The sequence below is a fragment of the Patulibacter brassicae genome, from assembly GCF_033949425.1.
Classification (GTDB): Bacteria; Actinomycetota; Thermoleophilia; order Solirubrobacterales; family Solirubrobacteraceae; genus Patulibacter; species Patulibacter brassicae.
This window is the reverse complement of record NZ_JAXAVX010000002.1, coordinates 288,704-312,189: the sequence shown is the minus strand read 5'-3', so window position 1 is coordinate 312,189 and position 23,486 is coordinate 288,704. Positions and strand designations below refer to the sequence as shown.

General features: G+C 75.3%; 23 protein-coding genes. 5 read left to right on the top strand and 18 right to left on the bottom strand.

From position 1 onward, the window contains the following. Nucleotides 1-38 precede the first annotated feature (38 nt). Entirely contained in the window at nt 39-317 is a 279-nt protein-coding gene (locus SK069_RS06525; protein ID WP_319953388.1) for a DUF167 domain-containing protein, read from the bottom strand. Nucleotides 318-470: 153 nt separating this feature from the next. Between SK069_RS06525 and SK069_RS06520 the strand changes: the two genes are divergently transcribed. Then, nucleotides 471-1,949 (top strand): RNA polymerase sigma factor, encoded by a 1,479-nt coding sequence (locus SK069_RS06520; RefSeq protein ID WP_319953387.1) that lies wholly within the window; start codon nt 471-473, stop codon nt 1,947-1,949. 27 nt (nt 1,950-1,976) lie between these two features. Here the strand turns inward: SK069_RS06520 and SK069_RS06515 are convergent, their stop codons facing one another. The 6 genes from SK069_RS06515 to SK069_RS06490 form a co-directional block, all read right to left on the bottom strand. Continuing rightward, entirely contained in the window at nt 1,977-2,690 is a 714-nt protein-coding gene (locus tag SK069_RS06515) for a hypothetical protein (RefSeq protein WP_319953386.1), read from the bottom strand. Nucleotides 2,691-2,759: 69 nt separating this feature from the next. Continuing rightward, a complete protein-coding gene (locus SK069_RS06510; protein ID WP_319953385.1) occupies nt 2,760-3,035 on the bottom strand; it encodes an Lrp/AsnC family transcriptional regulator in 276 nt (91 codons plus the stop codon). A gap of 3 nt (nt 3,036-3,038) precedes the next feature. Next, nucleotides 3,039-3,719: a metal-dependent hydrolase gene (locus tag SK069_RS06505; RefSeq protein WP_319953384.1), complete on the bottom strand. Its 681-nt coding sequence runs from the start codon at nt 3,717-3,719 to the stop codon at nt 3,039-3,041. Next, nucleotides 3,716-4,075: a hypothetical protein gene (locus SK069_RS06500; protein WP_319953383.1), complete on the bottom strand. Its 360-nt coding sequence runs from the start codon at nt 4,073-4,075 to the stop codon at nt 3,716-3,718. The genes SK069_RS06505 and SK069_RS06500 overlap by 4 nt, the downstream gene beginning before the upstream one ends. A 59-nt stretch (nt 4,076-4,134) precedes the next feature. Then, nucleotides 4,135-4,974, bottom strand: a complete 840-nt coding sequence (locus SK069_RS06495) for a rhomboid family intramembrane serine protease (RefSeq protein WP_319953382.1) — start codon at nt 4,972-4,974, stop codon at nt 4,135-4,137. Between the two features lie 138 nt (nt 4,975-5,112). Beyond that, on the bottom strand, nt 5,113-6,189 hold the full coding sequence (locus SK069_RS06490) for a class I fructose-bisphosphate aldolase (protein WP_319953381.1): 1,077 nt from the start codon (nt 6,187-6,189) through the stop codon (nt 5,113-5,115). Nucleotides 6,190-6,442: 253 nt separating this feature from the next. Here SK069_RS06490 and SK069_RS06485 point away from each other — a divergent pair, with 253 nt between their 5' ends. From SK069_RS06485 to SK069_RS06475, 3 genes are all read left to right on the top strand, one after another. After that, entirely contained in the window at nt 6,443-7,033 is a 591-nt protein-coding gene (locus SK069_RS06485) for a thermonuclease family protein (RefSeq protein ID WP_319953380.1), read from the top strand. 29 nt (nt 7,034-7,062) lie between these two features. Further along, complete coding sequence (locus SK069_RS06480) at nt 7,063-7,284, top strand: hypothetical protein (RefSeq protein ID WP_319953379.1); 222 nt, start codon at nt 7,063-7,065, stop codon at nt 7,282-7,284. An 84-nt stretch (nt 7,285-7,368) separates the two neighbouring features. Beyond that, nucleotides 7,369-7,974 (top strand): hypothetical protein, encoded by a 606-nt coding sequence (locus SK069_RS06475; protein WP_319953378.1) that lies wholly within the window; start codon nt 7,369-7,371, stop codon nt 7,972-7,974. 87 nt (nt 7,975-8,061) lie between these two features. Here the strand turns inward: SK069_RS06475 and SK069_RS06470 are convergent, their stop codons facing one another. From SK069_RS06470 to eno, 5 genes are all read right to left on the bottom strand, one after another. Next, a complete protein-coding gene (locus SK069_RS06470; protein ID WP_319953377.1) occupies nt 8,062-8,961 on the bottom strand; it encodes a peptidase inhibitor family I36 protein in 900 nt (299 codons plus the stop codon). A gap of 269 nt (nt 8,962-9,230) precedes the next feature. Beyond that, nucleotides 9,231-9,566: a hypothetical protein gene (locus SK069_RS06465; protein WP_319953376.1), complete on the bottom strand. Its 336-nt coding sequence runs from the start codon at nt 9,564-9,566 to the stop codon at nt 9,231-9,233. Nucleotides 9,567-9,733: 167 nt separating this feature from the next. Further along, nucleotides 9,734-10,090, bottom strand: coding sequence for an FtsB family cell division protein (locus SK069_RS06460; RefSeq protein WP_319953375.1), 357 nt, complete (start codon nt 10,088-10,090; stop codon nt 9,734-9,736). A gap of 119 nt (nt 10,091-10,209) precedes the next feature. Then, nucleotides 10,210-10,908 (bottom strand): DUF1707 SHOCT-like domain-containing protein, encoded by a 699-nt coding sequence (locus SK069_RS06455; protein ID WP_319953374.1) that lies wholly within the window; start codon nt 10,906-10,908, stop codon nt 10,210-10,212. 24 nt (nt 10,909-10,932) lie between these two features. Then, nucleotides 10,933-12,222, bottom strand: coding sequence for a phosphopyruvate hydratase (eno, locus tag SK069_RS06450; RefSeq protein ID WP_319953373.1), 1,290 nt, complete (start codon nt 12,220-12,222; stop codon nt 10,933-10,935). A 289-nt stretch (nt 12,223-12,511) separates the two neighbouring features. Here eno and SK069_RS06445 point away from each other — a divergent pair, with 289 nt between their 5' ends. Beyond that, entirely contained in the window at nt 12,512-12,856 is a 345-nt protein-coding gene (locus tag SK069_RS06445) for a peptidoglycan-binding domain-containing protein (protein ID WP_319953372.1), read from the top strand. 3 nt (nt 12,857-12,859) lie between these two features. On the opposite strand, the gene mazG is transcribed toward SK069_RS06445, so the two are convergent. From mazG to SK069_RS06415, 6 genes are all read right to left on the bottom strand, one after another. After that, nucleotides 12,860-13,666: a nucleoside triphosphate pyrophosphohydrolase gene (gene mazG / locus SK069_RS06440; RefSeq protein WP_319953371.1), complete on the bottom strand. Its 807-nt coding sequence runs from the start codon at nt 13,664-13,666 to the stop codon at nt 12,860-12,862. A gap of 60 nt (nt 13,667-13,726) precedes the next feature. Beyond that, the gene (locus SK069_RS06435; RefSeq protein ID WP_319953370.1) at nt 13,727-15,652 is read right to left on the bottom strand and encodes a hypothetical protein; all 1,926 of its coding nucleotides are present in this window, start codon (nt 15,650-15,652) and stop codon (nt 13,727-13,729) included. A gap of 194 nt (nt 15,653-15,846) precedes the next feature. Next, complete coding sequence (locus SK069_RS06430; RefSeq protein ID WP_319953369.1) at nt 15,847-17,028, bottom strand: peptidyl-prolyl cis-trans isomerase; 1,182 nt, start codon at nt 17,026-17,028, stop codon at nt 15,847-15,849. 102 nt (nt 17,029-17,130) lie between these two features. After that, nucleotides 17,131-20,622: a transcription-repair coupling factor gene (gene mfd, locus SK069_RS06425; protein ID WP_319953368.1), complete on the bottom strand. Its 3,492-nt coding sequence runs from the start codon at nt 20,620-20,622 to the stop codon at nt 17,131-17,133. Between the two features lie 499 nt (nt 20,623-21,121). Then, a complete protein-coding gene (locus SK069_RS06420) occupies nt 21,122-22,042 on the bottom strand; it encodes a type IV toxin-antitoxin system AbiEi family antitoxin domain-containing protein (protein ID WP_319953367.1) in 921 nt (306 codons plus the stop codon). Between the two features lie 448 nt (nt 22,043-22,490). After that, a complete protein-coding gene (locus SK069_RS06415) occupies nt 22,491-23,474 on the bottom strand; it encodes a hypothetical protein (RefSeq protein WP_319953366.1) in 984 nt (327 codons plus the stop codon). Nucleotides 23,475-23,486 lie beyond the last annotated feature (12 nt).

Below are 23,486 nucleotides of genomic sequence, written 5' to 3'. Positions count from 1 at the left end.
GCGTTCGATCGGCCGCGAACGTGGCGGATCGCCGTCCGTCAGCCGTCGCGCGGCGGCAGGCGCGCGAGCAGCTCCGCCTCGCCGAGGCCCGCGACCTCGACCGTCTTGTCCCGACTCGTGAGCCCGAGCGCGAGCCGCACCGCGCCGCGCGAGACGCCGAGCTCGCGCGCCAGCAGCCGGCACAGCGCCATGTTCGCGCGGCCGTCGACCGGCGGGGCCGCCACCCGCACGAGCAGCCGATCGCCGCGCCAGCCGAGGATCCCGTCCCGCCCGCCCCGCGGCTGGAGGCGCACGTCGATCCTCGCGTCCCGGCCCATGCCCGCCGCAGGATACGGCCGTCCGGCGGACCCGCGCCCCCGGTCTCCGGATGAGGAGCGGATGAGAACCGCAACTCCTCTTCAGGTTCGGGGTTCACCATGGTGGAGCCGGCGCCTCGGACGATGCGCCGCGCCCCGCTCCCCCAGGTCACCGTGGAAGTCTCCGCCCTCGACACCGCCCCGAGCCTCCGCGGCCCCTCGACGCTCCTGCGCCTGCAGAGCGACGAGCGGCTCGTGACGCTCACCCGTCGCGGCAACCAGGCGGCCTACGAGGTCCTGGTGCAGCGCTACCAGTCGCGGCTGCTGGCGTTCTGCCGGCACATGCTCTCCAGCCGCGAGGACGCCGAGGACGTCCTGCAGGAGGTCTTCGCGAACGCCTTCAACGCGATCCTCGGCGACGACCGCGCGATCAACGTCCGGCCATGGCTCTACCGGATCGCCCGCAACCGGTGCCTGAACCACCTGCGCAAGATCCAGCCGATCGGCGTCGACACGCTCGACGACCGGATCGCGGACAACGGCACCTCGGCGGCCGACACCGCGCACAAGCGCGAGGAGTTCCGCGAGCTGCTCGGCGACGTGCGCGCCCTGCCGGAGACCCAGCGCACCGCGCTGCTGCTGCGCGAGATCGACGCGCTCTCCTACGACCAGATCGCCGAGGCGATGGACACCACGGTGCCCAGCGTCAAGTCGCTGCTCGTCCGGGCCCGCGTCGCGCTCGCCGAGGCGTCCGAGGCGCGCAACCTCACCTGCGAGGAGGTCCGCGAGGAGCTCGGCGAGGTCTCGGAGTCGCTGAAGCGCGTGAGCCCGCCGGTCCGGCGCCACCTGAAGGAGTGCGAGCGCTGCGCGACCTTCCAGACGCACCTCAAGGCGAACAACCGCGCGATGCAGGCGCTGTTCCCGCTCGGCCCCCTCGTCGTCGTGAAGAAGCTCCTCGCCCACGCCACCGCGGGCGCCGGCGCCTCCGGCGGCGCGGCCGTCTCGGGCGCGGCGGCGAGCTCGGTCGCCGGCGGCCTCATCACGACGGGCGTCTCGACGATCGCGACGAAGACCGCCGCCGGGCTCGCCGCCGCGGCGATCTTCACCGCCGGCGCGGTCGAGGTCGATCACGCGCGCAACCAGTCCGTGGCGACCGGCCAGCCGCAGGCGCTGCTCGCCGAGGCGCACGAGGCCGCGCCGGCCGCGCCGCCGGAGGTCCGCGTGGCCCCGACCCCGAGCGCGCCGCCCGAGCGCGCCGCGGCCGCCGTGCCCGCGGCGACGACCGAGCGCACGACGACCACCACCGACGCGCGCCCCCGCCGCACGACGACCGCCGTCACGCCGGTGCCGCCCGCCGCCACGACGGCGCCCGCGACCCCCGTCCCGCCGGCCGCCGCGCCGTCGTCGCCGACGACGACCACGACGGCGCCGCCGGTCGACAGCGGCTCCCAGACCGTGACGCTGCCGGCGACGCCGCCGACCGCGACCGGCACGCCGACCACGGGTGCGCCGCCCGCCGGCACGACGACGCCGAAGGCCCCGGCCCCGAAGGCGCCGGCGCCGTCGACCGCCACGCCGGCGCCGCCGGCCCCCACCCCGGGGGCCGCCGGCCCGATGACCGTCACGACGGTCGCCGGCACCCCGGCGCCCTGAGCCGGACGGCGGCGCGCCGGGTGCCGCCTACGGCGCCTCGGTCCCGAACGCCACGCCGTAGAACGGCGTCCGCATCGGGCCGTTGGAGCCGGCGAGGCGGATGTTCGGCACCACCGGCGAGCTCTGCGACCGCAGCGACAGGTCGAGCACCCGCGAGCGGGTTCCCGCGACGTCGGGCATGAGCAGGACGCGCACGCCGAACCACGTGCGACCGCCGCGCCGGAACTGGTAGCGGGCGAGCCAGCCGGCGTTGTCCTTGCCGATCTTCACGCGGCCCTCGCCGCGCAGCTGGAACCGCGCGTCGGGTCCCAGCTCGGCCCGGACGCGCCGCATGACGCCCACCATCCGGATCGCGAGCTGGGCGATCGGCGCGCCGGCCGGCTCCGGGCGGCTCGGCGCCGGTCCGCCGTCGCGGTAGACGAGCTCCTCGGCGCCGCGGGAGAGCGTGCGCTCGCCGTCGGCGCCGCGCGCGTAGCGGGCGGCGACCGCGAGCCGCAGCAGCTCGCCGGGCTGCGCCGGCTCGCGCGTGACGCGGTCGTCGATCCGCGTGTTGAAGGTCAGCGGGCCGCGGACGACGAGCTGCTCGTCGCCCGAGCGGCTGAGCGCGAAGGCGACGGCGGCCACCGCGACGGCCGCGACGAGGACCCCGACGACCGTCCACCGTCGCCGGCCGACCCGTCGCGCCCAGGGGCCGAGGAGGTCCACGGCGGAGGGTCCGAGGTCGGCGCGGGCGATCGGCACCGGGCGAGGGTAGCGGGTACCCCCCGCGGTGGCCTCGGTCCCGTGGGAGCCCGGCGCGGGGCCGGGCGGTCAGCCGCCGACGTCGAACAGCGCGTCGAGGTCGTGACGGCTGAACGCCTCGAACGCCACGAGCGTCTGCGTGCGCTCGACGCCCTCGAGCCGCGAGATCCGGCCGGTGACGACCTCGGCGAGCTGCTCGTGCTGGGGGACGCGGACGATCGCGACGAAGTCCCAGTCCCCGGTCACCGAGTACGCCTCGCCGACCCCGTCGGTCTCGGCGAGCCGCTCGCCGAGGTCCCCGAGGGCCCGGCGGTCGGCCTGGACGAGGACGATCGCGGTCGCCACGGCTCAGACCTCGAGGCTCGCGCCCGGGGCGAGCACCTCGACGCGCGCGATGCCGGCGTCCTCGACGTCGCGCTTGTAGGCCTCGGCGTCGGTCTCGATCGGCGGGAACGTGTCGTAGTGGACCGGGACGACGACCGGGGCACCGACGAGGCGCGCCGCCTCGACGGCGTCGTGGCGGTCCATCGTGTAATGGCCCCCGATCGGCACGAGCGCCGCGTCGAGGCGGTCGCGCCGGCCCGGCAGCGCGAGGTCGCTGAAGAGCGCCGTGTCGCCGAGGTGGTAGATCGTCTTGCCGCCGAGGTGGATGACGATCCCCGCCGGCGTGGCGACGGTGCCGCTCGGCGTCGTGCTCGTGTGCCACGCCGGCACGTACCGCGCCCAGCCGCCGTCGAAGGTCACCGTGCCGCCGAGGTTCGGATCGGCGACGTCCTCGATGCCCTGGTCGGCGAGCTCGTTGGCGATCTCGACGATCGCCACGACCTTCGCTCCGGTGCGCTTCGCGATCGGCACCACGTCGCCGTAGTGATCGCCGTGCCCGTGGGTCAGCAGGATGACGTCGGGCGCGACGTCGTCCGGGCTCGTGCTCGCCTTCGGGTTGCCGCTCAGGAAGGGGTCGACGAGCACCGTGGTGCCGTCGGCCTCCAGCAGGACGGCGGACTGGCCGAGGAACGTCAGCGTGGTCATGGCTCGGGGGTCTCCTCACCGGGTTCGGGGGTCGGGCGGGCCTGGGCCTCGAGCTCGCGGTGCAGCTCGAAGCCGACGGTCACGCCGACGAGCATCGCGAGGCGCGACTCGTCGGCGAGCAGCTGCTGCAGCCGTCCCACGCGGGCGTGCAGATCCGGCTCGGCGGCCGCCTGCGCGACCTGCTGCTCGTGGCCCTGGCTGAACCAGCCGCCGTCGTGCAGCGCCTCGTCGATGATCCGCTGCAGCCCGGGCGCCGCGTGGGTGACGACCTGCTCGGCGCGTCGCAGCCGCTCGGGGTCGCTGATCGCCTGGACGGCGGCGTCGACCTGCTGCGCGGAGTACGGGGCGTCGGGCACTGCGGCCAGCATACGAACCCGCTGCGCCGGGCGCGCGGGCAGGCCGCGCGGCCGCGGGATCAGCGCCGCGCGGCGGAGAGCGCGAGCCCGAGCAACGCGCCGAGCGGCACGCCGATCGCCGCCGCCACCGGCGCCCCCGCCGCGGAGACCGCGCAGGTCACGAGCGTGAGGCCCAGCAGCGTCGTGGCGCCGAGCAGGTCGCCGTCGATCGACTCGTTGCGCTGGCGCGCCCGCAGCTCGGCGACGATCCACGCCATCGCCAGCGCGGTCGCGGCGCCCCCGCCGCCCGCGTAGAAGTCCGTGCCGCCGGCCGACGCCGCGAGCGCCAGGCCCCCGACACCCGCCACGAGGAACGTCAGCAGCACGACGACGCTGCCGAGCAGCCCCGCGCGCCGCTCCCAGAGCCAGCCGAAGACGCCGAGCGTCGTGAGCACGCCGATGCCGTGCCAGACGCCGGAGTACGAGAGCGCCGCCGTGGCGTACGTCCACGGCTCCGACCCCCCGGGGCCGGCGAAGAGGAACAGGTCGCCGACGGACACGGCGCGCGCGGCCGGGATGCCGACGAGCGACAGGAGGACGATCACGATCGTCACCCACGCGCGGCGGTCGGCCGACGACGCGCGCCCGCCGCGCGACCGCGAGGGCCTCGGCGCCTTCGCGGCACGCGGTGCCTTGACCTTGCGCCGCCGCTTCAGCGGGACGACGACGTCGTCGTCGAGCTGGCGGTCCGGCTCGACGGTCGGCGCGCGCAGCAGCGCCTCGAGGTCGCCGTCGCGCCGCTCGAGCCGCGGCGCGCGGCGGCGCAGGCGAGCGCCGCAGTACGGGCACTCGGTGACGAACGTCGACACCTGCTGCCCGCAGCTGCGGCACGCGGTGAAGAGCTCGGCGGCGCCCGGCATCACACCGATTGTAGGCGGACCGGCCCCCCGTGCGGCGCGGCTGTCGCCCCCGGTGTCGCCACGCGCCCGGACGGGCCGCGGCGGGGGACGAGGAGCGGGGCGCGCGTTCGGCGCGCCGCCGCTCGGTCGCGGACCCGATCAGGCGATCGTGATCTGCGGATCCAGGTACACGTCCTGGATCGCGTGCAGCAGCGCCACGCCCTCGGCGAGCGGGCGCTGGAAGGCCTTGCGGCCGGAGATGAGGCCGGCGCCGCCGGCCCGCTTGTTGATGACCGCCGTCTTCACGGCCTCGGCCAAGTCGCTCTCGCCCGACGAGGCGCCGCCGGAGTTGATGAGCGGCGAGCGGCCCATGTAGCAGTTCGCCAGCTGGTAGCGGGTGAGGTCGATCGGGTGATCGCTCGTGAGCTGCTCGTAGACGAGCTTGTGCGTCTTGCCGACCTTGATCGCGTTGAAGCCGCCGTTCAGCTCGGGCAGCTTCTGCTTGATGATGTCGGCCTCGATCGTGACGCCGAGGTGGTTCGCCTGGCCGGTGAGGTCGGCGGCCGTGTGGTAGTCGACGCCGTCGACCTTGAAGGCCGAGTTGCGCAGGTAGCACCAGAGGATCGTCGCGAGGCCGAGGCGGTGGGCCTCCTCGAACGCGCGGGCGATCTCGACGATCTGGCGGTTGGACTCCGGCGAGCCGAAGTAGATCGTCGCGCCGACGGCGGCGGCGCCGAGCTCGGCCGCGCGCTGGACGGACGAGAAGGAGATCTGGTCGTAGGTCTCCGGCAGCGAGAGGAACTCGTTGTGGTTGAGCTTCACCACGAACGGGATCTTGTGCGCGTACTTGCGCGAGACGGCGCCGAGGACGCCGAGGGTCGAGGCGACGGCGTTCGTGCCGCCCTCGATCGCGAGCTCGACGATGTTCGCCGGGTCGAAGTACGCCGGGTTCGGCGCGAACGACGCGGCGCCCGAGTGCTCGATGCCCTGGTCGACGGGGAGGATCGAGACGTAGCCCGTGCCGCCGAGGCGCCCGCTGTCGAAGATCCGCTGGAGGTTCACGAGGACCTGCGGCGAGCGATCCGTCTGCGCGACGACGCGGTCGACGAAGTCCGGGCCCGGCAGGTGCAGCTGCGACGCGTCGATGGTCGTCGAGCGGTGCCCGAGCAGGGAGTCGGCCTCGTCGCCGAGCAGCTCGGTGACCCGATCGATGGACGAAGCGGTCTGGACAGCCATGCGGGCTCCTTCGGGATGCGGACTCGAGACTCGGAGGACGGGAGGACCCCGGCCGGAGGGGGCCGGATGGTATCCGATGCCCCGCGAGCGGGAGCGCGCCCGGTCCGCGAGCGGCCGCCCGGCCGGCCCGCCCCGCCGCCGCGGCGTCCCGTCGCGACGATGGCGTCACGCCCCGCACCGGGTCGCCGCCGGTCCTGCCCCGGACCCGCGTCGTGGCGGGGACCGCGCCGCGCGCGGCGCTAGGACCGGCGGGGTGCGCTCGCCGGCCGCCGCCCCGCCCCTCCCCGCGCTGCTCCTCGCCGCGGCGGTGGGCGGCTGGCTGGCCGCCCCGGGGCCTCCGCGCCCGGCGCCCACCGGCGCCGCCGGCGGCGGGTCCCCCGCGGCGCTCGCCGTCCTCGCGCGCCCGGGCGCGCGTGCCCGCGTGACCGCGGTCCTGGACGGCGACACCGTGCGGGTGCGCCCGGTCGGCGCGACCGCTCCCGAGGCCACGGTGCGGTACCTCGGCGCCGACGCGCCCGAGTCGGTCCACCCCCGCGAGCCGGTCGGCTGCTTCGGCCCCGCCGCGGCCCGGCGCAACCGCGCCTGGGTCCTCGGCCGGGTCGTCGTGCTGCGCTTCGACCGCGAGCGCGTGGACCGCTACGGCCGCGTGCTCGCGGCGGTCCGCCCGGTCGGCTGGCGCCGCACGACGAGCGAGCGGCTCGTCGCCGAGGGCGCCGCGCGCACGCTCGTCATCGCGCCCAACGGGGCCGATGCGCCGCGGCTGCGCGCGCTCGAGGCCCGCGCCCGCGCGGCGCGGCGCGGGCTGTGGGGCGCCTGCCCGGATGCTCTACGCTCCCGCCGATGACGGGGCCCCGACGAGGCGCGCGTGGTTCCATGGACGAGCTCGAGCGGCGGCTCGCGCGGGAGACCGAGCTGGCCAAGCGCGAGCGCGAGCGCGCCCTGCGCGAGGCGCAGCGGCGAGCGGCCGAGCGCCAGTTCGACCACGTCAAGCGCCGCCGGCTGCTGCGCTACCTCCTCCTGTTCTCGGTCCTCGTCGGCACCGCGGTGCTCGTGACGCTCGTCATGTTCCGCGTCCTGAGCATCGTCTTCGCGTAGCGGCCGGGGGTCCCCCGTGCGCGCCGCGTGGCGTGCGGCGCACCGCGCCGCAGCCCGAGGGGACGCTAGATTGGCCTGCGTACCATGGCTCGCCGCTCGCTCCGCCCCCACCTGAACCAGATCCGCACGTGGGTGCGCCAGGGTCGCACCGACGCCTGGATCGCGCACCAGCTCGAGGTCACCGGTCAGCAGATCGCGTCCTTCAAGGCGGAGAACGACCTCACGGCCGCCTCGCCGGACGACCCGCTGGCCGTCGTCGCGCCGGAGGAGGTCGACCTCCGGGCTGAGGACGACGCGCAGATCGCCGCCGAGCTCGAGGCCGCCGAGGCGCAGCGCAAGGCCGAGGAGGAGCGCAAGGCCGCCGAGGAGGCCGAGAAGGCCGCCGCGCGCGCCGCCGCCGGCGAGGACGCCGAGGAGGACGACGAGGCCGAGGGCGACGACAAGCCCAAGCGCCGCCGTCGTGGTGGTCGCCGCCGTCGTCGCGGTGCGGGCGCCGGCGACGCCGTCACGCTCGAGGCGACCTTCGATCACGGCGACGAGGGCTACGGCCTCTGGCTGGACCCCGCCGTCGCCGACGCCGCGGTCTACGCCGAGCACTGGGCCGGCCACCGCCCGGTCGAGGTCGTCGTCGAGGCCGACCAGATCGTCATCCGCCGCGCCGGCGAGTCCGCCGGCGACGACGAGGAGTAGGACCCGCGGCGGCGCGTCGACGCGCCGCCGCCGGGCCCCGGCCCGTCCGACCGGCCGCCGCGCGACCAGCCGGACGGAACCCGCGGCTCACCCGATGATGTAGCCGAGCCCCTGCCAGAACGTCGTGGGGTTCGGGTTGTCGAGCTTCGGATCGTCGACGCTCTTGGACGCGTTCGTCTGACGCCCCGGACGCATCTCGACGTGCGTGTGGGTCGCGCCACCGGCGCGGTTGGACTCCGTCGCGATCTTCTGGCCGACCTTCACCGTCGCGCCCTTCCGGATCGTCGGCGCCGTGTGCAGGTAGATCACCGTCTTGTTGAGCTTGCGGTTGTAGATCGCGATCGTCGACAGGCTGCGGGTCGCGCCGATCACGACGTTCGTGACCTCACCGGCGACGAGCGCGTGGACCGGGACGCCGAAGCCCTTCGCGAAGTCGATGCCCTCGTGGCGGCCCGGCGTGTTCCGGTAGCCGTCGAAGCCCGCCGTCAGCGTGCCGCCGGCCCCGCCGTAGAGCACCGTCGTCATCTTGCGCTTGCCGGTCGTGCTGCCGCCACCGCCACCGCCGCCGGTGCCGCCACCGCCGCCGCCGATGCGGTGCGAGGCGTTCTGGTTCTTCAGCGTCGCGTTGAGGTTGACCTTGCCGCGGGCCGGGATCCGCTGGCTGGCGCCCTGGTAGCCGCTGTTGAAGAACACCGTGACGGGCTTCGACGTGCGGTTCCAGACCGACGCCGCCTCGTTCTTCACGCACTTCCCGCGACCGTTGCCCCGGCCGCGGAATTCGTAGCAGGTGGGCTGGCGGTCGCCGTAGTTGCTGATCGAGGTCTTGAAGTCCGAGACCGAGCCCTTGTGGTTGCTGTTGAAGTAGAGGCAGAACTCGCCCGCGTTGCAGACCCCGTCGCGGGCGGCTGCCTGCGAGGCGGGGGCGGCGATCAGCGAGGTGCCGAGGAGCGCGCCGGCGACGCCGGCGAGCGCGAGCTTCCTGTGCATGAGGTGACTTCCTGGAAGGGGGGATTCCGGATGGCGACGCCGTGACCGGCGGATGGGGTCGCGACCGTCCCTCGGCGGTGCCCCGAGGGGCGTCCGCCGTGGCGCGGTCTCGAGCGGCGCGACCACCGGCTGGTGGTCCTGCCTCCCCGTCCGTCGTGCGTCGAGGGCGAGCGTAGGGGGCCGAGCGGCCGGCCGCCGCGCTTTCTCACGCAGCGTGAGACGCGGTCGCCGCGACGGCCACGCCCCCGTCTCGCGCGCCGCGCGGAGCGTCAGTCCTCGTCGCCGCGATCGAGCGCCAGGAAGCGCCCGCCGCCCCAGTCCTGCGCCTGACGCAGGTACTGGTGGAACGCCGCGTCGACGATCCGGGCGTCCCACGTCTCGGGGTGCTCGGGCGCGAGCCGCGAGGCGAGGTCCAGCGCCCACCCGCCACCGGCCTCGTAGAGCTCCACGAGCTCGTCGACGGTGAACGCGCTGCCGAGCCGGCGGCGCAGCTCGGCGTAGGTCGCCTCGAGCACCGGCTGCACGCGGCGGAGCGTCGGCTCGTCCAGGCGCTCGACGAACCGGTCGCCGGCCCGCCACTGCTCGATCGCCAGCGTCGTGCGCACCGACCGAGCGTAGCGACCGTCCGGCCGGGTCCCGTCGCCGCGGCGGGGACGGCGCGCCGCGCCGGTCCGGCGGGCGTCGTCCGTGGTGCGGCGACCTCCCGTCGCCGCACCACGAACGCCCAGGGCCGCCGTCCGCGCGCGGCGCGGCGGCCTCCGACGCCGGGGCGTCAGTCCTTCGGCAGGCCGCGGACCCAGTAGAGCCGCTGGCCGGGCTTGACCATGCCCAGCTCCTGGGCCTGCGCGACCATGCCGCGCGCGGTGAGCAGCTCGCGCTTGCGCGCCTCGAGCCGCTTCTGCGTCGCGGTGAGCTCCGCGAGGCGCTGCTCCTGCTGGGCCGCCTGGCCGTTCGCGCTGACCCAGTCCAGCAGCGGCCGGACGTAGCTCGACGCGAGCACGAGGAGCACGATCACGAGCGCGATCCGCCCGATCCGCCCCCACGCGAGCGTCACCTCGGGACGCGCGGTTCCGGGACGGCGCTCGCCCGGGCGGGCGCCGCGCGGGAAGGTCGTCGTCGAGCTGCTCACGACCGGCTGGTTCGCCACGAGCCGGCCGTCTCCTCGCGCCGCAGCGTCGCTTGCAGCGGCCCGCGCGGACGGCGCGCAAGATCCCTTGCACGACCCGGGAACGCCCGTTCGCCCGGCGGTCAGGCGCCGAGCTGGCGGCGGCGCTCGCGCGAGCGCTCCCGCCGGCGGCGGACCTCGTTGCCGCCCATGATCGACACGAGCCGCAAGCGGATCGTCGGCGCGCCGGCCGGGGCCGCCACGCCGGGCGGGTGGACCTCGTTGCCACCCATGACCGACGTCTCGGCGACCTCGAGGTTCACCCCCTCGGGGATGAGGATGTCGGCGCCACCCATGATCGAGACGACGGTGATCTCGACGATGTTCGACGAGAGCTCGGCCTCGGTCAGGTCGAGCGTCCCGCCGCCCATGACGTTCACCATCCCCAGCCGCCGCGGCACGCGCCAGCGGCCGGAGCGCTCGCTGCCGCCCATCACCGCCCAGACGCGCTGATGGTCGATCCCGTACCCCGGACGGACGGGCAGCGGGCTGTGGGTCGACGGCGGCGCGTCGAGCGGATGCGCGGCGTCGGGCCCACGGGGCACGAGGACGTCGGCGACGAGCCGCTCGAGCTCGACGCGGTGGCGGGCCGCGAACGCGGCCGTGAGGCGCTCGTCGAGCTCCTCGAGCGTCAGGCGCCCCTCTCCCGTGGCCTCGCGCAGGAGCTCGGCGCACCGCTCCCGCTCGAGGTCCGACGCCCGCAGCGCCGGCGCGTCCGCGTCGCGCGGGGCCGGCAGCGACGGCGCGGCGTCGTCGTCGGGCTCGGGGGACGGAGCGCTCACGCCCCCGAGGCTACGTCCTGCGAACTACGAGCGGAAGACGCTCCGGCCCGGGTAGACGGCGGCGGCCCCGAGCGCCTCCTCGATCCGCAGCAGCTGGTTGTACTTCGCCACGCGATCCGACCGCGACGGCGCGCCGGTCTTGATCTGGCCGCAGCCGGTGGCGACGGCGAGGTCGGCGATCGTGACGTCCTCGGTCTCGCCCGAACGGTGCGACATGACCGCGGTGTAGCCGGCCTCGCGGGCGATCCGGATCGCCTCGAACGTCTCCGTCAGCGTGCCGATCTGGTTGACCTTGATGAGGATCGAGTTGCCGACCCCGGCCTCGATCCCGCGCGTGAGGCGCTCCGGGTTCGTGACGAAGAGGTCGTCGCCGACGAGCTGGACCCGGTCGCCGACGAGGTCCGTGACGACCTTCCAGCCGTCCCAGTCCTCCTCGTTCATGCCGTCCTCGATCGAGAGGATCGGGTACTTGCCGGCCATCTCCGCCCAGTACTCGGCGAGCTGCTGGGCGGTGAGCTTGCGGCCCTCGTGCTCGAGGTCGTACAGGTCGTCGTCGCCGTGGATCTCGCTCGTCGCGGGGTCCAGCGCGATCGCGACGTCGTCGCCCGGGCGGTAGCCGGCGGCCTCGACGCCGTCCACGAGCACCTGCAGCGCCTCCTCGTTCGAGCCGAGGTTCGGCGCGAAGCCGCCCTCGTCGCCGACCGCGGTCGCCAGCCCGCGCTGGTGCAGGAGCTTCTTCAGCGCGTGGAAGACCTCCGCGCCGGTCCGCAGGCCGTCGGCGAAGCTCGCCGCGCCGACGGGGATGATCATGAACTCCTGGAAGTCGACGGAGTTGTCGGCGTGGGCCCCGCCGTTCAGGACGTTCATCATCGGGACCGGCAGCGTCGTGCCGGCGCCCTCGACGCCCTCGAGGGTGAGCGACTTCCAGAGCGGGAGGCCGGCGTCGGCGGCCGCGGCGTGAGCGGTGGCCAGCGAGATGCCGAGGATCGCGTTGGCGCCGAGGCGCGACTTGTTCGGCGTGCCGTCGAGCTCGATCAGCGCGTGGTCCAGGCCGGCCTGGTCGGCGGCGTCGCGGCCCCTGGCCGCCTCGGCGATCTCGCCGTTGACGTTCGCCACGGCCTGCGTCACGCCCTTGCCGAGGTAGGCATCGCCGCCGTCGCGCAGCTCGGTCGCCTCGAACTCGCCGGTCGAGGCGCCGGAGGGCACGGCCGCCCGGCCGTGGGCGCCGGAGTCGAGCGTCACCTCGACCTCGACGGTCGGGTTGCCCCGGCTGTCGAGGATCTGACGACCGTGGACGCTGGCGATCTGGCTCATGGCGGCAAGTCTGCCGCCTGCGCAGGCGCCGCGTCGGCACGTGCCGCGGCGGGGCGGGGCGGGCGTCCTCAGGAACTCGTGAGGAACCGCCGACGGGACCTGCAGGAAGCGCTGCGAGGGTGGGGACCGTGATCGATCCCCCCTCCCCGAACGCCGCCACCCCGGACCCCGTCCGGGGCACCCCGGGGGTCGTCCCCGGGGGATCCCCGATGGTGGGCGCCGAGGGCGCACGCCACGATGCGCGTCCGTCCCACGACGACGTCCCGTCCTCCGTCCCGGAAGAGCCCCCATGACGACCATGACCGCCCACCTCACCGTCACCCCGCAGCGCACGCGCCGACGCGGCGCGCGCGGCGGATTCGGCCTCAACGCCCGGCGCGCCGCCGCCATCCTCTGGGCCGGCGACGCCGCCGGGGACGTCGTGCCGGCCGGCGAGGCGATCGACGTCCAGCGGATGCTGCTGGCGATCGGGCTGCTGGAGCCCGACGCGCTGACCGGCACCTGGAACGCCGCGACCCTCGGCGCGATCGCAGCGTTCCAGCGCGACCACGGGCTCGACCCCGACGGGGTCGCCGGACCGCGAACGTTCGACCTGCTGCAGCTGCGCTGCGAGGCGTCGTCGCAGCTGGCCTGATCGTCAGGTGCCCTCGGAGAGCACGGCCCGCGCGTAGTACGCCAAGCGCGCGTCCTCCTCGAGCTCCGCCCACCGGCGCCCCTCGGCGTCGGCGAGTCGCTCGGCCTCCAGCACCCGGTCGCGGAACCGGGCGCTGGAGGAGCGCAGCGCGATCTCCGGGTCGGCCTTCGCCTTCCGCGCGACGTTCACGACGGCGAAGAGCGCGTCGCCGACGGCCGCCATCGTCGCCGGCCGGTCCTCGCGGCCGATCTCCTGCTCGACGAGGTCCAGCTGCGCGCGGGCCGCATCGAGGGCCTCGCGCGCGTCGGCCGGGTCGAACCCGCTCGAGGCGGCGCGCCGCTGGACCTTGCGGGCGTAGAGCAGCGACGGGAGGTTGTCGGGGACCTCGCCGAAGATCCCGCGCTCGCGTCCCGGCTCGTCCTGCTTGATCCGGTCCCAGTTGCGCAGCACGTCGGCGGCGTCGCGGACCTCCGGGCGGTCCTGCGGGTCGTCGGCGGTGCCGAAGATGTGCGGATGGCGCCCGATGAGCTTCGTGCGGCAGTGCTCCGCGACCGCCGCCAGGTCGCCGGCACCGCGCTCCTCGAGCAGCAGCGAGAGGAAGTGGACCTGGAAGAGGACGTCGCCGAGCTCGTCGAGGAGCTTGCCGTCGTCGCCCCGGTTCGCGGCGTCCGCGAGCTCGTACGCCTCCTCGAGCGTGTGGGGCACGATCGAGCGCTCGTCCTGCTCGCGATCCCACGGGCACTCCTCGCGCAGGCGCCGGGTCAGGTCGTCGAGGGCGCCGAGCGCCGCGGTGATGTCGTCGCGAGCCACGCCCTCACGGTAGCCGGGGACGCGGCGGTCCCGGTGCGCGTGCACCGGGACCCCGGCGCCTCATCCGCAGACGGTGAAGCGGCGCAGCGCCGTCGCGGCGCGCGTCCCGCGCGCGCCCCGGGCGACGACCCGCACGGTGTAGCGCCCGCGCTTGGCGAGGGCCTGCTGCATCGTGCGCGGCAGGCGCACGGTCGTCCGCACGCCGCCGGCGTCGACGACGATCCGGCCGCGCCGGCCGGTCGGCGGGCGCCGCGCCGGTCGCGGACGGACCGGGCAGGTGGCGGGCCGACGCCGCGCTGCCGTCCCGGCGACGTAGCGCTCGCGGAACAGCGAGACCTCGAGCCGGGTCGCGTTGCGGGCGCGCAGGCGGAGCGTCCAGCGCCGGTCGCGCCCCTGTCGGACGTCGAGGATCCGCACGCTCGGCCGCCGTGGCCGGGCGGTGGCGGGCGGCTGGGGTCCCGGAACGGGCACCGCCACCGGCGGGGCGACGGGCTCGGTCCCGGGCGGCGGCGCGGGCGCCTCGGCGACCGCCACGGACCGCGCCGCGGCGGTCGCGTTGCCGGCCGCGTCGGTCGCCCGGTGCTCGACGAGGTGCTCGCCGGCGGCGGGGAAGGTCGTGCCGAGCGTCCCACCCGTCGCGGCGACGACGCCGTCGACGCTCCAGGCCTGCGACGCGACGCCCCAGGCGTCCGAGGCGGAGGCGGCCGCGGTCAGGGGCACCCCGACCGTCGCCCCGTCGGGGACGTCCAGGCCGTCGATGCGGGGGGCGGTGCGGTCGTCGACGGCGATCGTCGACGTGCCGGTCCCGTCGCCGCCGATCGCGACCACCACGGTGCCCTCGCCGTCGGCGGCGGCGTCGAGCGGAGCGTCCGCGCTCACCGCCGGCCCCGCCGACGGGTCCGGCGCCACCGCGCAGGCGCCGTCGACGGCCCCGATCGCCAGTCGGCCTCCGCGACCGCCGACGGCCGCGACCTCGCCCCCGCGAGCCACGAGCACGGCGCTCGTGAGGTCCGAGGCGGCGCTGCAGCTGCCGTCGAGCGCGGCGACCGTGGTGGCCGCCGTCTCCGGGTCGAGCCAGCGCACGAGCGTGCGGGTCGCGCTCGAGGCGACCTGCAGGCTCCCGCCGAGCGTCTCCGCGTCGCCCGAGGCGAGCTCGGTGATGTCGGCCGGGCCGCTGCCGCCGCGGATCAGGCCGTCGGGCTCCTCGATCGACGCCTGCGTCCACACCGCCGAGGGGGAGCCGTCGCGCGAGGGCACCGCGACGAGGTCGTCGACCGTCGAGGCCTCGTCGGCGAGGTCCGCGATGACCACCGGGGCGCCGGAGGCCCCCGGGCCCGTCGCGACGGCGCCGATCTGCTGGGCGACGTCGTCCTCGTCCGCGGTCACCCAGGCGACGGTCACGACCCCGGTCGGGCCGAGCGCCGCCGAGGTGGCGCCGACGCTCGCCGTGCCGGCCGGTGTGCTCTGGGACCACGTGCCGTCGGGTGCCCGGCGGTGCAGCGTCAGCCGGCCGGCGTCCGAGAGCACCGCGAGCACGAGGCTGCCGTCCGGCGCGGCGGCTCCGCCGTCGACGACGTCGTCCGGCGACAGGGCCAGCGACCCGGCGGGCGTCAGGGTGCCGTCGGGTCCGGCGCGCAGGACGCTGACGGTCTGCGCGTCGTCGTCGGCGGCGATCAGCGCGACGAGGCCGCCGTCGCCGAGCACGTAGCCGGAGCCGTCGGCGTCGACCGGCTGAGCGGCGCCCGCCGTCCAGCCGGACGCCCCGGGGGCGTGGACGGCGGTCGCCACGCCCGCGTCGCCGGCCGCCACGACGGCAGCGGCACCGGGGCCGCCGGTCAGGACGCGCTGCTCGTCGCCCGCCGGACCCGACGCGGCGGGGGCCCACGCCGCGGACGCGGCGGCTGGAGCGGCGAGGCTCGTCGCGACGCCCGCGACGAGCAGAAGGGAGCGTCCGCGGAACGGCGCGGCGCGGCGGAGATCGGCCATCGGGAACCTCGGGGGGACGGAGGGAGCGGCGCCGAGCGCGCCGGCCGGAGGATCCTAGCTCGCCGACGCGTGCCCGCCGACGAGCTCGGCGCGACCGCGACCGTCTCCGCGCGCACCGATGGCCAGGGCCGGCTCCACCGAGCCGGCGGCGGGGTGCGCCGGCCACGCGGGACGGGCGCACCCCGCGGGCGGGGCTACTGGGCGGGCTGCTGGGCCGGGGCCTGCTGCTGGCCGCCGGGCGCCGGGGCCGGCGTCGTCGGCTCCTTGTAGCCCTTGCAGAAGGTCGAGGTGTAGCCGTCGCGGCACTCGGTCTTCTTGCGCCACTTCTTCGTGATCTCTTCCTGCCAGTCGGTCCAGGCCGTGCTCTGCTTGTCGGCCACGAGCCGCTGCTTCAGCAGCTCCTTCACCTGCGCGAAGGGGGTGACCTTCGCCGGGGTGATCGTGTCGACGCGCACGACGTAGTAGCCCGACTCGGTCTTCACCGGCCCGACGATCTCGTCCTTCTTCGCGGCGAACGCGGCCTGCTCGAGGCCGCGCTCCTGCTGGCCCTTCGTGACGCCGGAGAGCTTGCCGCCGGCGTTCTTGCTGACCTGGTCCTCGGAGTACTTCTTCGCGACGTCGGCGAACTTCGCGCCGCCGTCGAGCTCGCGCTTGGCGGCCTGCGCCTTCGCCTCGGTCTTCGTCAGGACGATGTGGAGGCCGCGCGTCTCGGGCGTCGTGTACTGCGCCTTGTTCTTCTCGTAGTACGCCTCGACGTCCTTGTCGGAGACCTTGGCGCGGTCCTTCACGATCTTCGCGTTGAGCTTCTGCAGCAGCGCGTCGGTCTTCTGCTGCGCGCGCAGGGGCTCCTCGGTCAGGCCCGCGACGGACTTGTACTTCGCGAGGTTCTGCTTGCCGCCGAGGACGTTCGGCTGGGCGAGGTACGCGTCCCAGCCCTTCTTGAGCTCGGCGTCGGTGACCTTGACGTCGTTGTCCTCGGCCTCCTTCGCCACCACGATCTGCACGATCGGGCTCTCGAAGGCGATCTGCTTCATCTGGTCGTACCCCGACTTGCACTGCGTCTTGAGCGTCGCGTCGGCGACGGGCGGCTCGCCCTTCGCGGGCTTCGGCATCTGGGCGCGGATCGCCGCGATGCAGGACTTGAAGTCGGGCGGCGTCGGCACGATCAGCTTGGGGTTCTTGCCCTGGAGTGCTGTCGGGCCGTTGACCTGGAACGTCGCGAACTTGAAGCTCTGGTCGTACTGCGCCTTCGTGATGTCCTTGCCGTCGACAGACGCGACGGAGTCGGCGGAGAGACCGCCGCAGCCGGACAGGAGGAGCGCGGTCGGGATCCCCACGGCGCACGCGGCCAGGGTCGGGCGAGCATGGCGAAGCATCGCGCGGCAACATATCGACCGCTCGTAAGGGGCGGCTTTAGGCCGTCTGGGAGGAGACTGAGCCGCTGGAGGCCCGAGCGCCGCGGCGGGGGGCAGGACGGATCAGGCCACCGACGCGGCGGCCTCGGCGGCGAGCACCGCGACGCGGGCGGCCTCCGACGCGGCGACGACCGCCTCGAGCCGCTCGATCCCCTCCTTCGGGACCGTGAGGGTGATCTGCGTCTTGCCGCCCTCGTAGCGCAGCTGGCCGGCGCGGCCCTCCCACTCCTCCTGCAGGCGCGCGACGCCCGCGGCGTCGAGCTCGATCGGCCCGGCGGTGAGCTTCGTCCCGCGCAGCATGACGCTGCGACAGCCGGCCTCCCCGAAGCGGATCCGCGCGCGCTGGAGCAGCAGGAGGTTCTCCAGCGGCTCGGGCGGCGCGCCGAAGCGGTCCTCGAGCTCGGCGCGGAAGGCCTCGAGGTCGGCGACGTCGCGCGCGCCGGCGATCCGGCGGTGGACCTCGACCTTCGCCTGCTCGTACGGGACGTACTCCGCGGGGACGTAGGCGCTGACCTGCGCGTCGAGCCGAACCGGCTCGCGATCGTCGTCGTCGCCCTCGGTCCCGCCCTCGCGCTCGCGCTCGGCGACCGCCTCCTCGAGCATCGCGAGGTAGAGCTCGAAGCCGAGGGCCGCGACGTGGCCGGACTGCTCGTCGCCGAGCAGGTTGCCGGCGCCGCGCAGCTCGAGGTCGCGCATCGCGATCTGGAAGCCCGCGCCGAGCTCGGTGTGGTCGGCGAGCGCCGTCAGGCGGTGCATCGCGTCCTCCGTCAGCGCCGCCGCGGACGGGTAGAGGAGGTAGGCGTAGCCGCGCTCGCGCCCACGGCCGACCCGGCCGCGGATCTGGTAGAGCTGGCTCAGGCCGAAGAGGTCGGAGCGGTCGACGATCAGCGTGTTCGCCTGCGGGATGTCGATCCCGGACTCGATGATCGACGTCGCCACGAGGACGTCGGCCTCGCCGCGGAGGAACCGCATCATGTGGTCCTCGAGCTGCTGGTCGCTCATCTGCCCGTGGGCGACCTCGAACTCCATGTCGGGGCAGAGCCCGCGCAGCCGGCTCGCCGTCTCGTCGATCGTCTCGACGCGGTTGTGGAGGAAGAACGCCTGGCCGCCGCGGGCCTTCTCGCGCATGAGCGCCTGGCGCACGAGCTGCTCGTCGTACTCTCCGACGTACGTCTTCACGGGCCGCCGGCCCTCGGGCGGCGTCTCGATCGTCGAGATGTCGCGCAGGCCCGCCAGCGACATCTGCAGGGTCCGCGGGATCGGCGTGGCCGACATCGCGATGACATCGACGCGGAGCTTCAGCTGCCGCAGGAGCTCCTTCTGCTTCACGCCGAAGCGCTGCTCCTCGTCGAGCACGACGAGGCCGAGGTCGTGGCCGCGCATGTCCCGCCCGAGCAGGCGGTGCGTACCGACGAGGACGTCGATCTTGCCGTCGTTGAACGCGGCGACCGCCGCGCGCTGGTCGGCCGTCGAGCGGAAGCGGGAGACGTGGTCGACGGTGATCGGCAGGTCGCGCAGGCGCTCGGCGAAGGTCGCGTAGTGCTGCTGGGCGAGGATCGTCGTCGGCGCGAGGATGAGGACCTGCTTGCCGTCGGCGGCGGCCTTCACCGCCGCCCGCAGGGCGACCTCGGTCTTGCCGAACCCCACGTCGCCGCAGATCAGGCGGTCCATCGGCCGGTCGGACTCCATGTCGGCCTTCACCGCGTCGATCGCCTCGAGCTGGTCGACGGTCTCCTTGTGCGGGAACTTCGCCTCGAACTCCTCGACGAGCTCCCCGTCCTGCGGGAAGGCGTAGCCGCGACGCGCGCGGCGCTCGGCGTAGAGGTTCAGCAGCTCCCCGGCCATCTCGTGGGCGGCCTTGCGCGCGCGGGTCTTGATCGCCTCCCAGCCCTTGCCGCCGAGCTTCGAGAGCTGGACCTGGCCGGAGCCGCCCGCCGAGGTGTAGCGGGTGATCTTCGCGAGCTGGTCGACCGGGACGAAGACCTTGTCCTCGCCCGCGTAGTGGAGCTTCAGGTAGTCGCGGGTGACGCCGGCGACGGTCTTCGTGTCGAAGCCGTCGAAGCGGGCGATGCCGTGGTCCTCGTGGACGACGATGTCGCCGGTCCGCAGGTCGGCGAAGCTCCGCAGCGCGCCGCGGCGGCCGGAGCGGCGGCGGGCCTCGTCCTCGTCGGAGGAGCGGCGACGACGCAGGAGCCGGTGGTCGGGCAGGACGGCGAGGTTGATGCCCGGGGCGATGAAGCCGTGGCGCAGGTCGGCGATGACGAAGCCGGCACGGCTCGGGTCCCATCCACCGGGCGTCGTCTCGTGGCCGCCTTGGCGGGGGTGGGCGGGCGGGCCTCCGATCCACTGGGCGCGCACGCGGCTGAGGTTGTAGGCCGCGCGATCGCCGTCGCCCTGACGTCGCCAGGTGACGACCGTCCGGTAGCCCGAGCGCAGGAGCTTCTCCAGCTCCGTCTCGGCGGCGGTGAGGTTGCGCGCGGCGAGGTCGCCGAACTGACCGTGGAGCTGCAGCTCCTGGTCGCGCAGGAGGCTGTTGATCCGCAGCCCGGCGCGCCGGTCGAGCTCGCCCATGACGACGTCCGGGCGGACGTAGAGGTGCCCGAGGTCGCGGTCGTGGAAGGCCGCCTCGACGTCGTCCCACTGGTCGCGCAGCGCCGGCGCGAGCTCCTCGTCGGCGGCGAGCACGACGGCCGCGTCGTCCGGGACGAGGTCGAGGAAGCTCCCGAAGCGGTCGACGGGCAGGAGCTCGGCGACGTCCGGCGGCTGCCCGTCGTCCCGGCTGAGGAGCGACGCGATCTCCGCCGACTCGCGGTGCTCGGCGGCGAGCTCGGCCGCCGGCGCGACGAACACCTCCTGCAGCTCGTCGAGCGAGCGCTGGGTGAAGACCGAGAACGCGCGGATCGACTCGATCTCGATGTCGAAGAGGTCGATCCGGACGGGGTTGTCCTCCGTGCCGGGGAAGACGTCGAGGATGCCGCCGCGGATCGCGAACTGGCCGCGGTCGGTGATCTGGTCGACCCGCTCGTAGCCCGCGCGCACGAGCTCGCCGGAGACCTCGTCGAGGTCGAGCAGCTCGCCGACGCGCAGCGTGAAGCCGTGCGGGCGCAGCGCCGGGTCCGGGACGGTCTCCAGCAGCGCGACGGCCGAGGCGACGATCACCGGCGGCTCGTCCGGGACGGCGACGCCCGACGGCATCGCATCCGGGTCCTCGAAGGCCAGCAGCGCGTCGAGGGCGGCGACGCGCTGGCCGACGAGGCTCGGCGGCGGAGCGAGGTGCGACTCGTACGCGACGCCGCGCGAGGGGTAGAGGCGCACCGGCCGGGGGTGCAGCCAGGCGCGCAGGTCGCGGGCCAGGTCGCGGGCCTGCTTGTCGTCGCCGGCGACGACGAGGGCCGGGCGCCCGAGCCCGATCGCCCCGTCCACCCCGTCGAGCGCCGCCGCGATGACGTAGGGCCGCAGCGCCGTGGCGACGAACGCGTTGCCGCCCTCGCGCGCGATCCGGGCGCCGGTCGGCTCGTCGGCGAGGTGGCGCAGGAGGGGACGCAGCGAGGACATGCGGAGCTTCTTCGAGGAGCGGCGGGGACCGGGACGACGGCGGCCCGGTCGGCGCCGGGCGGGACCCTCCAGTCTACGACCCGGCGACCTGCGTCCCCTCCCGCGCCTCCGTCGACGGCGGCGCCGACGCCTGCGGTGCACGAAGCCGGACCCCCGGAGCGGAACGTCGGGGCGGGCGACGGAGCGGGACGCCGGGGCGGGCGACAAAGCGGAACGTCGGGGCGGAACGTCGGGGCGGGGCGACGGAGCGGAACGTTCCCGCGGGACGGCCTCCCGAGGGCAACGCGCCGGAACGTTCCGAGAACCGCACGCGACAGGGCGGAGCCCTGAGCGCTCGGGGCCGGGCCTCAGCGGCGCACGGGTCCGGAACGTTCCGGGGTGCTCTCCCTCTCCGGCCAGGAACGCGGAACGTTCCGGTCGCGACCCCCGGGCCGCCGCGTCGCGCCGGTGGCCGCGGCTCGGCGCGACGGCTCCGGCCTGGCCGCCGTCGTCGTGTCCGTCACCCGGCGGCGGGGACGATGCCTCGGAGCAGGCGGACCGTCCGCGCCTCGTCCTCGACGACCTGGAGCCAGTCCAGGCGCAGGACCTCGAACCCTGCGGCGCGCAGGTGGAGGTCGCGCTCGTGGGCGCGCCGTGCCGCGCGACGATCGCGGTGCGTCCACCAGCCGTCGAGCTCGATCGACAGCCGGCGGGCGCGCCAGAGGGTGTCGACCTCGACCGCCCCGACCGCGGTGTCGATCGACACGTTGACCGCCGGCCGATCGAAGCCGTGCCGATCGAGGAGCTCGAGGAACCGCAGCTCGAGCTCGCTCTTGGAGCGGGCGGCGGGACCGTGGCCGAGCAGCTCCGCCAGCGCCGTGCGCAACGCCGTCGCCCCGGGGCGGCCCGACGCGGTCAGCGCGTCGACCGCCGCCCGATCGAACGTCCCGAGATCGATGCTCCGCCGGAGCGCCCGGTCGAGCGTCCGGCCCGGGTCACGCCACGCGAGGTCCAGCAGCGTCCGAGCGACGGTCGTGCACGCGATGCCGTCCACCCTCGTCCGCTCCTCGGCGGAGAGGACACGGACACGCCGGCCGCGCACGCCGCGCAGCGGGCTCGGCGTGCGGAGCAGCGCGACCTCGGCGGGCCCGCCGCCGTCGAGGAGCCCGTGTAGCCGTGCGGCCGACCGACCGGAGAGCACCGCCGTCGCCCCGGACGCAAGGACCGCCGCCATCCACCACGACCGGTCCGGCCAGGGTCGGCGCAGGTCCCAGGCGTAGACCCCTCGATGCACCGGGACGAGTCGACCCCGGCCGATGCGATGCGCGATCGCCTTCGCGGAGACGCCGGCCGCGAGGAGCTGGCGGCGAGCGACCATCCCGTGCTGCGCAGCGGCGAGGCGCTCGATCGCCCGGTCGACGGTCAGCGAGCGCCCCGCCACCACGTCCTCGGACCGTGCGGCGACGGCGGAGCCGACGCGGGACCGTCCCCGTCCACGTCCCGCGCGCGAGGCGCCCCGGCGATCGTGGCGGGTGGCTCGGGACTCCTCGGCGACCATGCGACGAGCGTGCCCGGCCCGCGCAGGTCGAGGGGCGACCGACCGTGGCGATCACGCGCCGGATCGCCGCCGAGAGGGTGGCGCGCCGAGGCGAACCGGATCGGAGCGGGGCGTGCCCGGCTTGCCGGGCACGATTGGCCCGCGGCCCGCGGCCCGTGGCCCCGGTCCGAGGGCCCCCGGTCCGGCGTTCCGCTGTGGGCCCCTCGGGAGGGTGCCGGAGCGGAACGCACGCAGTCCCGCGGCGATCCGGGTCCGGCGATCGGCCGCCCGGGACTGCCCCGTTCCGCTCCGCGGCCCCCGCGAGGGACGCGGAGCGGAACGGGGGCCGCGATCAGCCGGAGATGGTGATCGTGAACCGCTTGCGCGTCGTGCTGCTCGTCGGGGAGCCGTCGCTCATGCGGGGGCTCACCACGAAGTGGGAGCTCGTGTTCGTGCCGGTCGGGGCGCAGGCGACGACGCCGGCGATCGCGCAGCGCGTCGCGGCGATCTCGCCGGAGAACTCCGGGTTGCTGTCGGGGCCGGCGGCCTTGCCGTTCATGACGCCGTCGCCGTTCTGGTCGGTCTGGTTCTGCAGCCCGAGCGTCGCGGTGATCGCCTTGCCGGAGAGGTCCTCCCCCGCGTCGACGTAGACGTTCTCCGACGCGCCGGCCGGGTTGCCGACGTACGCCGACTTCATCGTGAAGCCGCCCGACTGGGCCTCGATCTCGCCTGCGGCGTTCACGACGAGCCAGCGGACCTTCTGGGTCTTCTGCAGCGCCGCGGCGACCGCCTGGTCGACGGCTTCCCGGATGAGCGCGTCGGCGTCCTTGCCGTCGACGCGATCGGCGTTCAGGCCGGTCGCCACGCCGGTGGCGTTCGTCGTGAACGGCCGCACGCCGTCGCCGCCCTGGTTCACGGAGATCGTGCCGCCGAGGGAGCCCTTCGTCGCGCGGAACTCGAACGAGAGCCCGTTGCTGAGGTTGTTCGCGCGCAGGCACGGGTTGCGCTCGTCGGTCGGCTGCGTCCGCGCGCTGGAGCGACAGCCGTAGATCGCGCCGCCGCCCGTGGTCGAGAGGTTCGACTGGCGCGTGGCGTAGCCCCCGGTGCGCCCGGGGCCCGCGTTCTCGGTCGCGACGATCGAGGTCTCGTCGTCGGCGCCGTTGCGCTCGCCGAGGAGGAGGTTCCCGCCCGTGGCGGCGTAGCCGATCGGGGCGAGGCCGACGACGAGCACGCCGGTGCCCAGCAGCACCGCCCGCGTCCGTCCCCTGCCGCCTCGCCAGGTCGCCGCCAGGCCGCGCCGGCCGCGCGTGCCCTCCTGCTCGTGCTCCTGCTGCATCGGTCCCCTCCG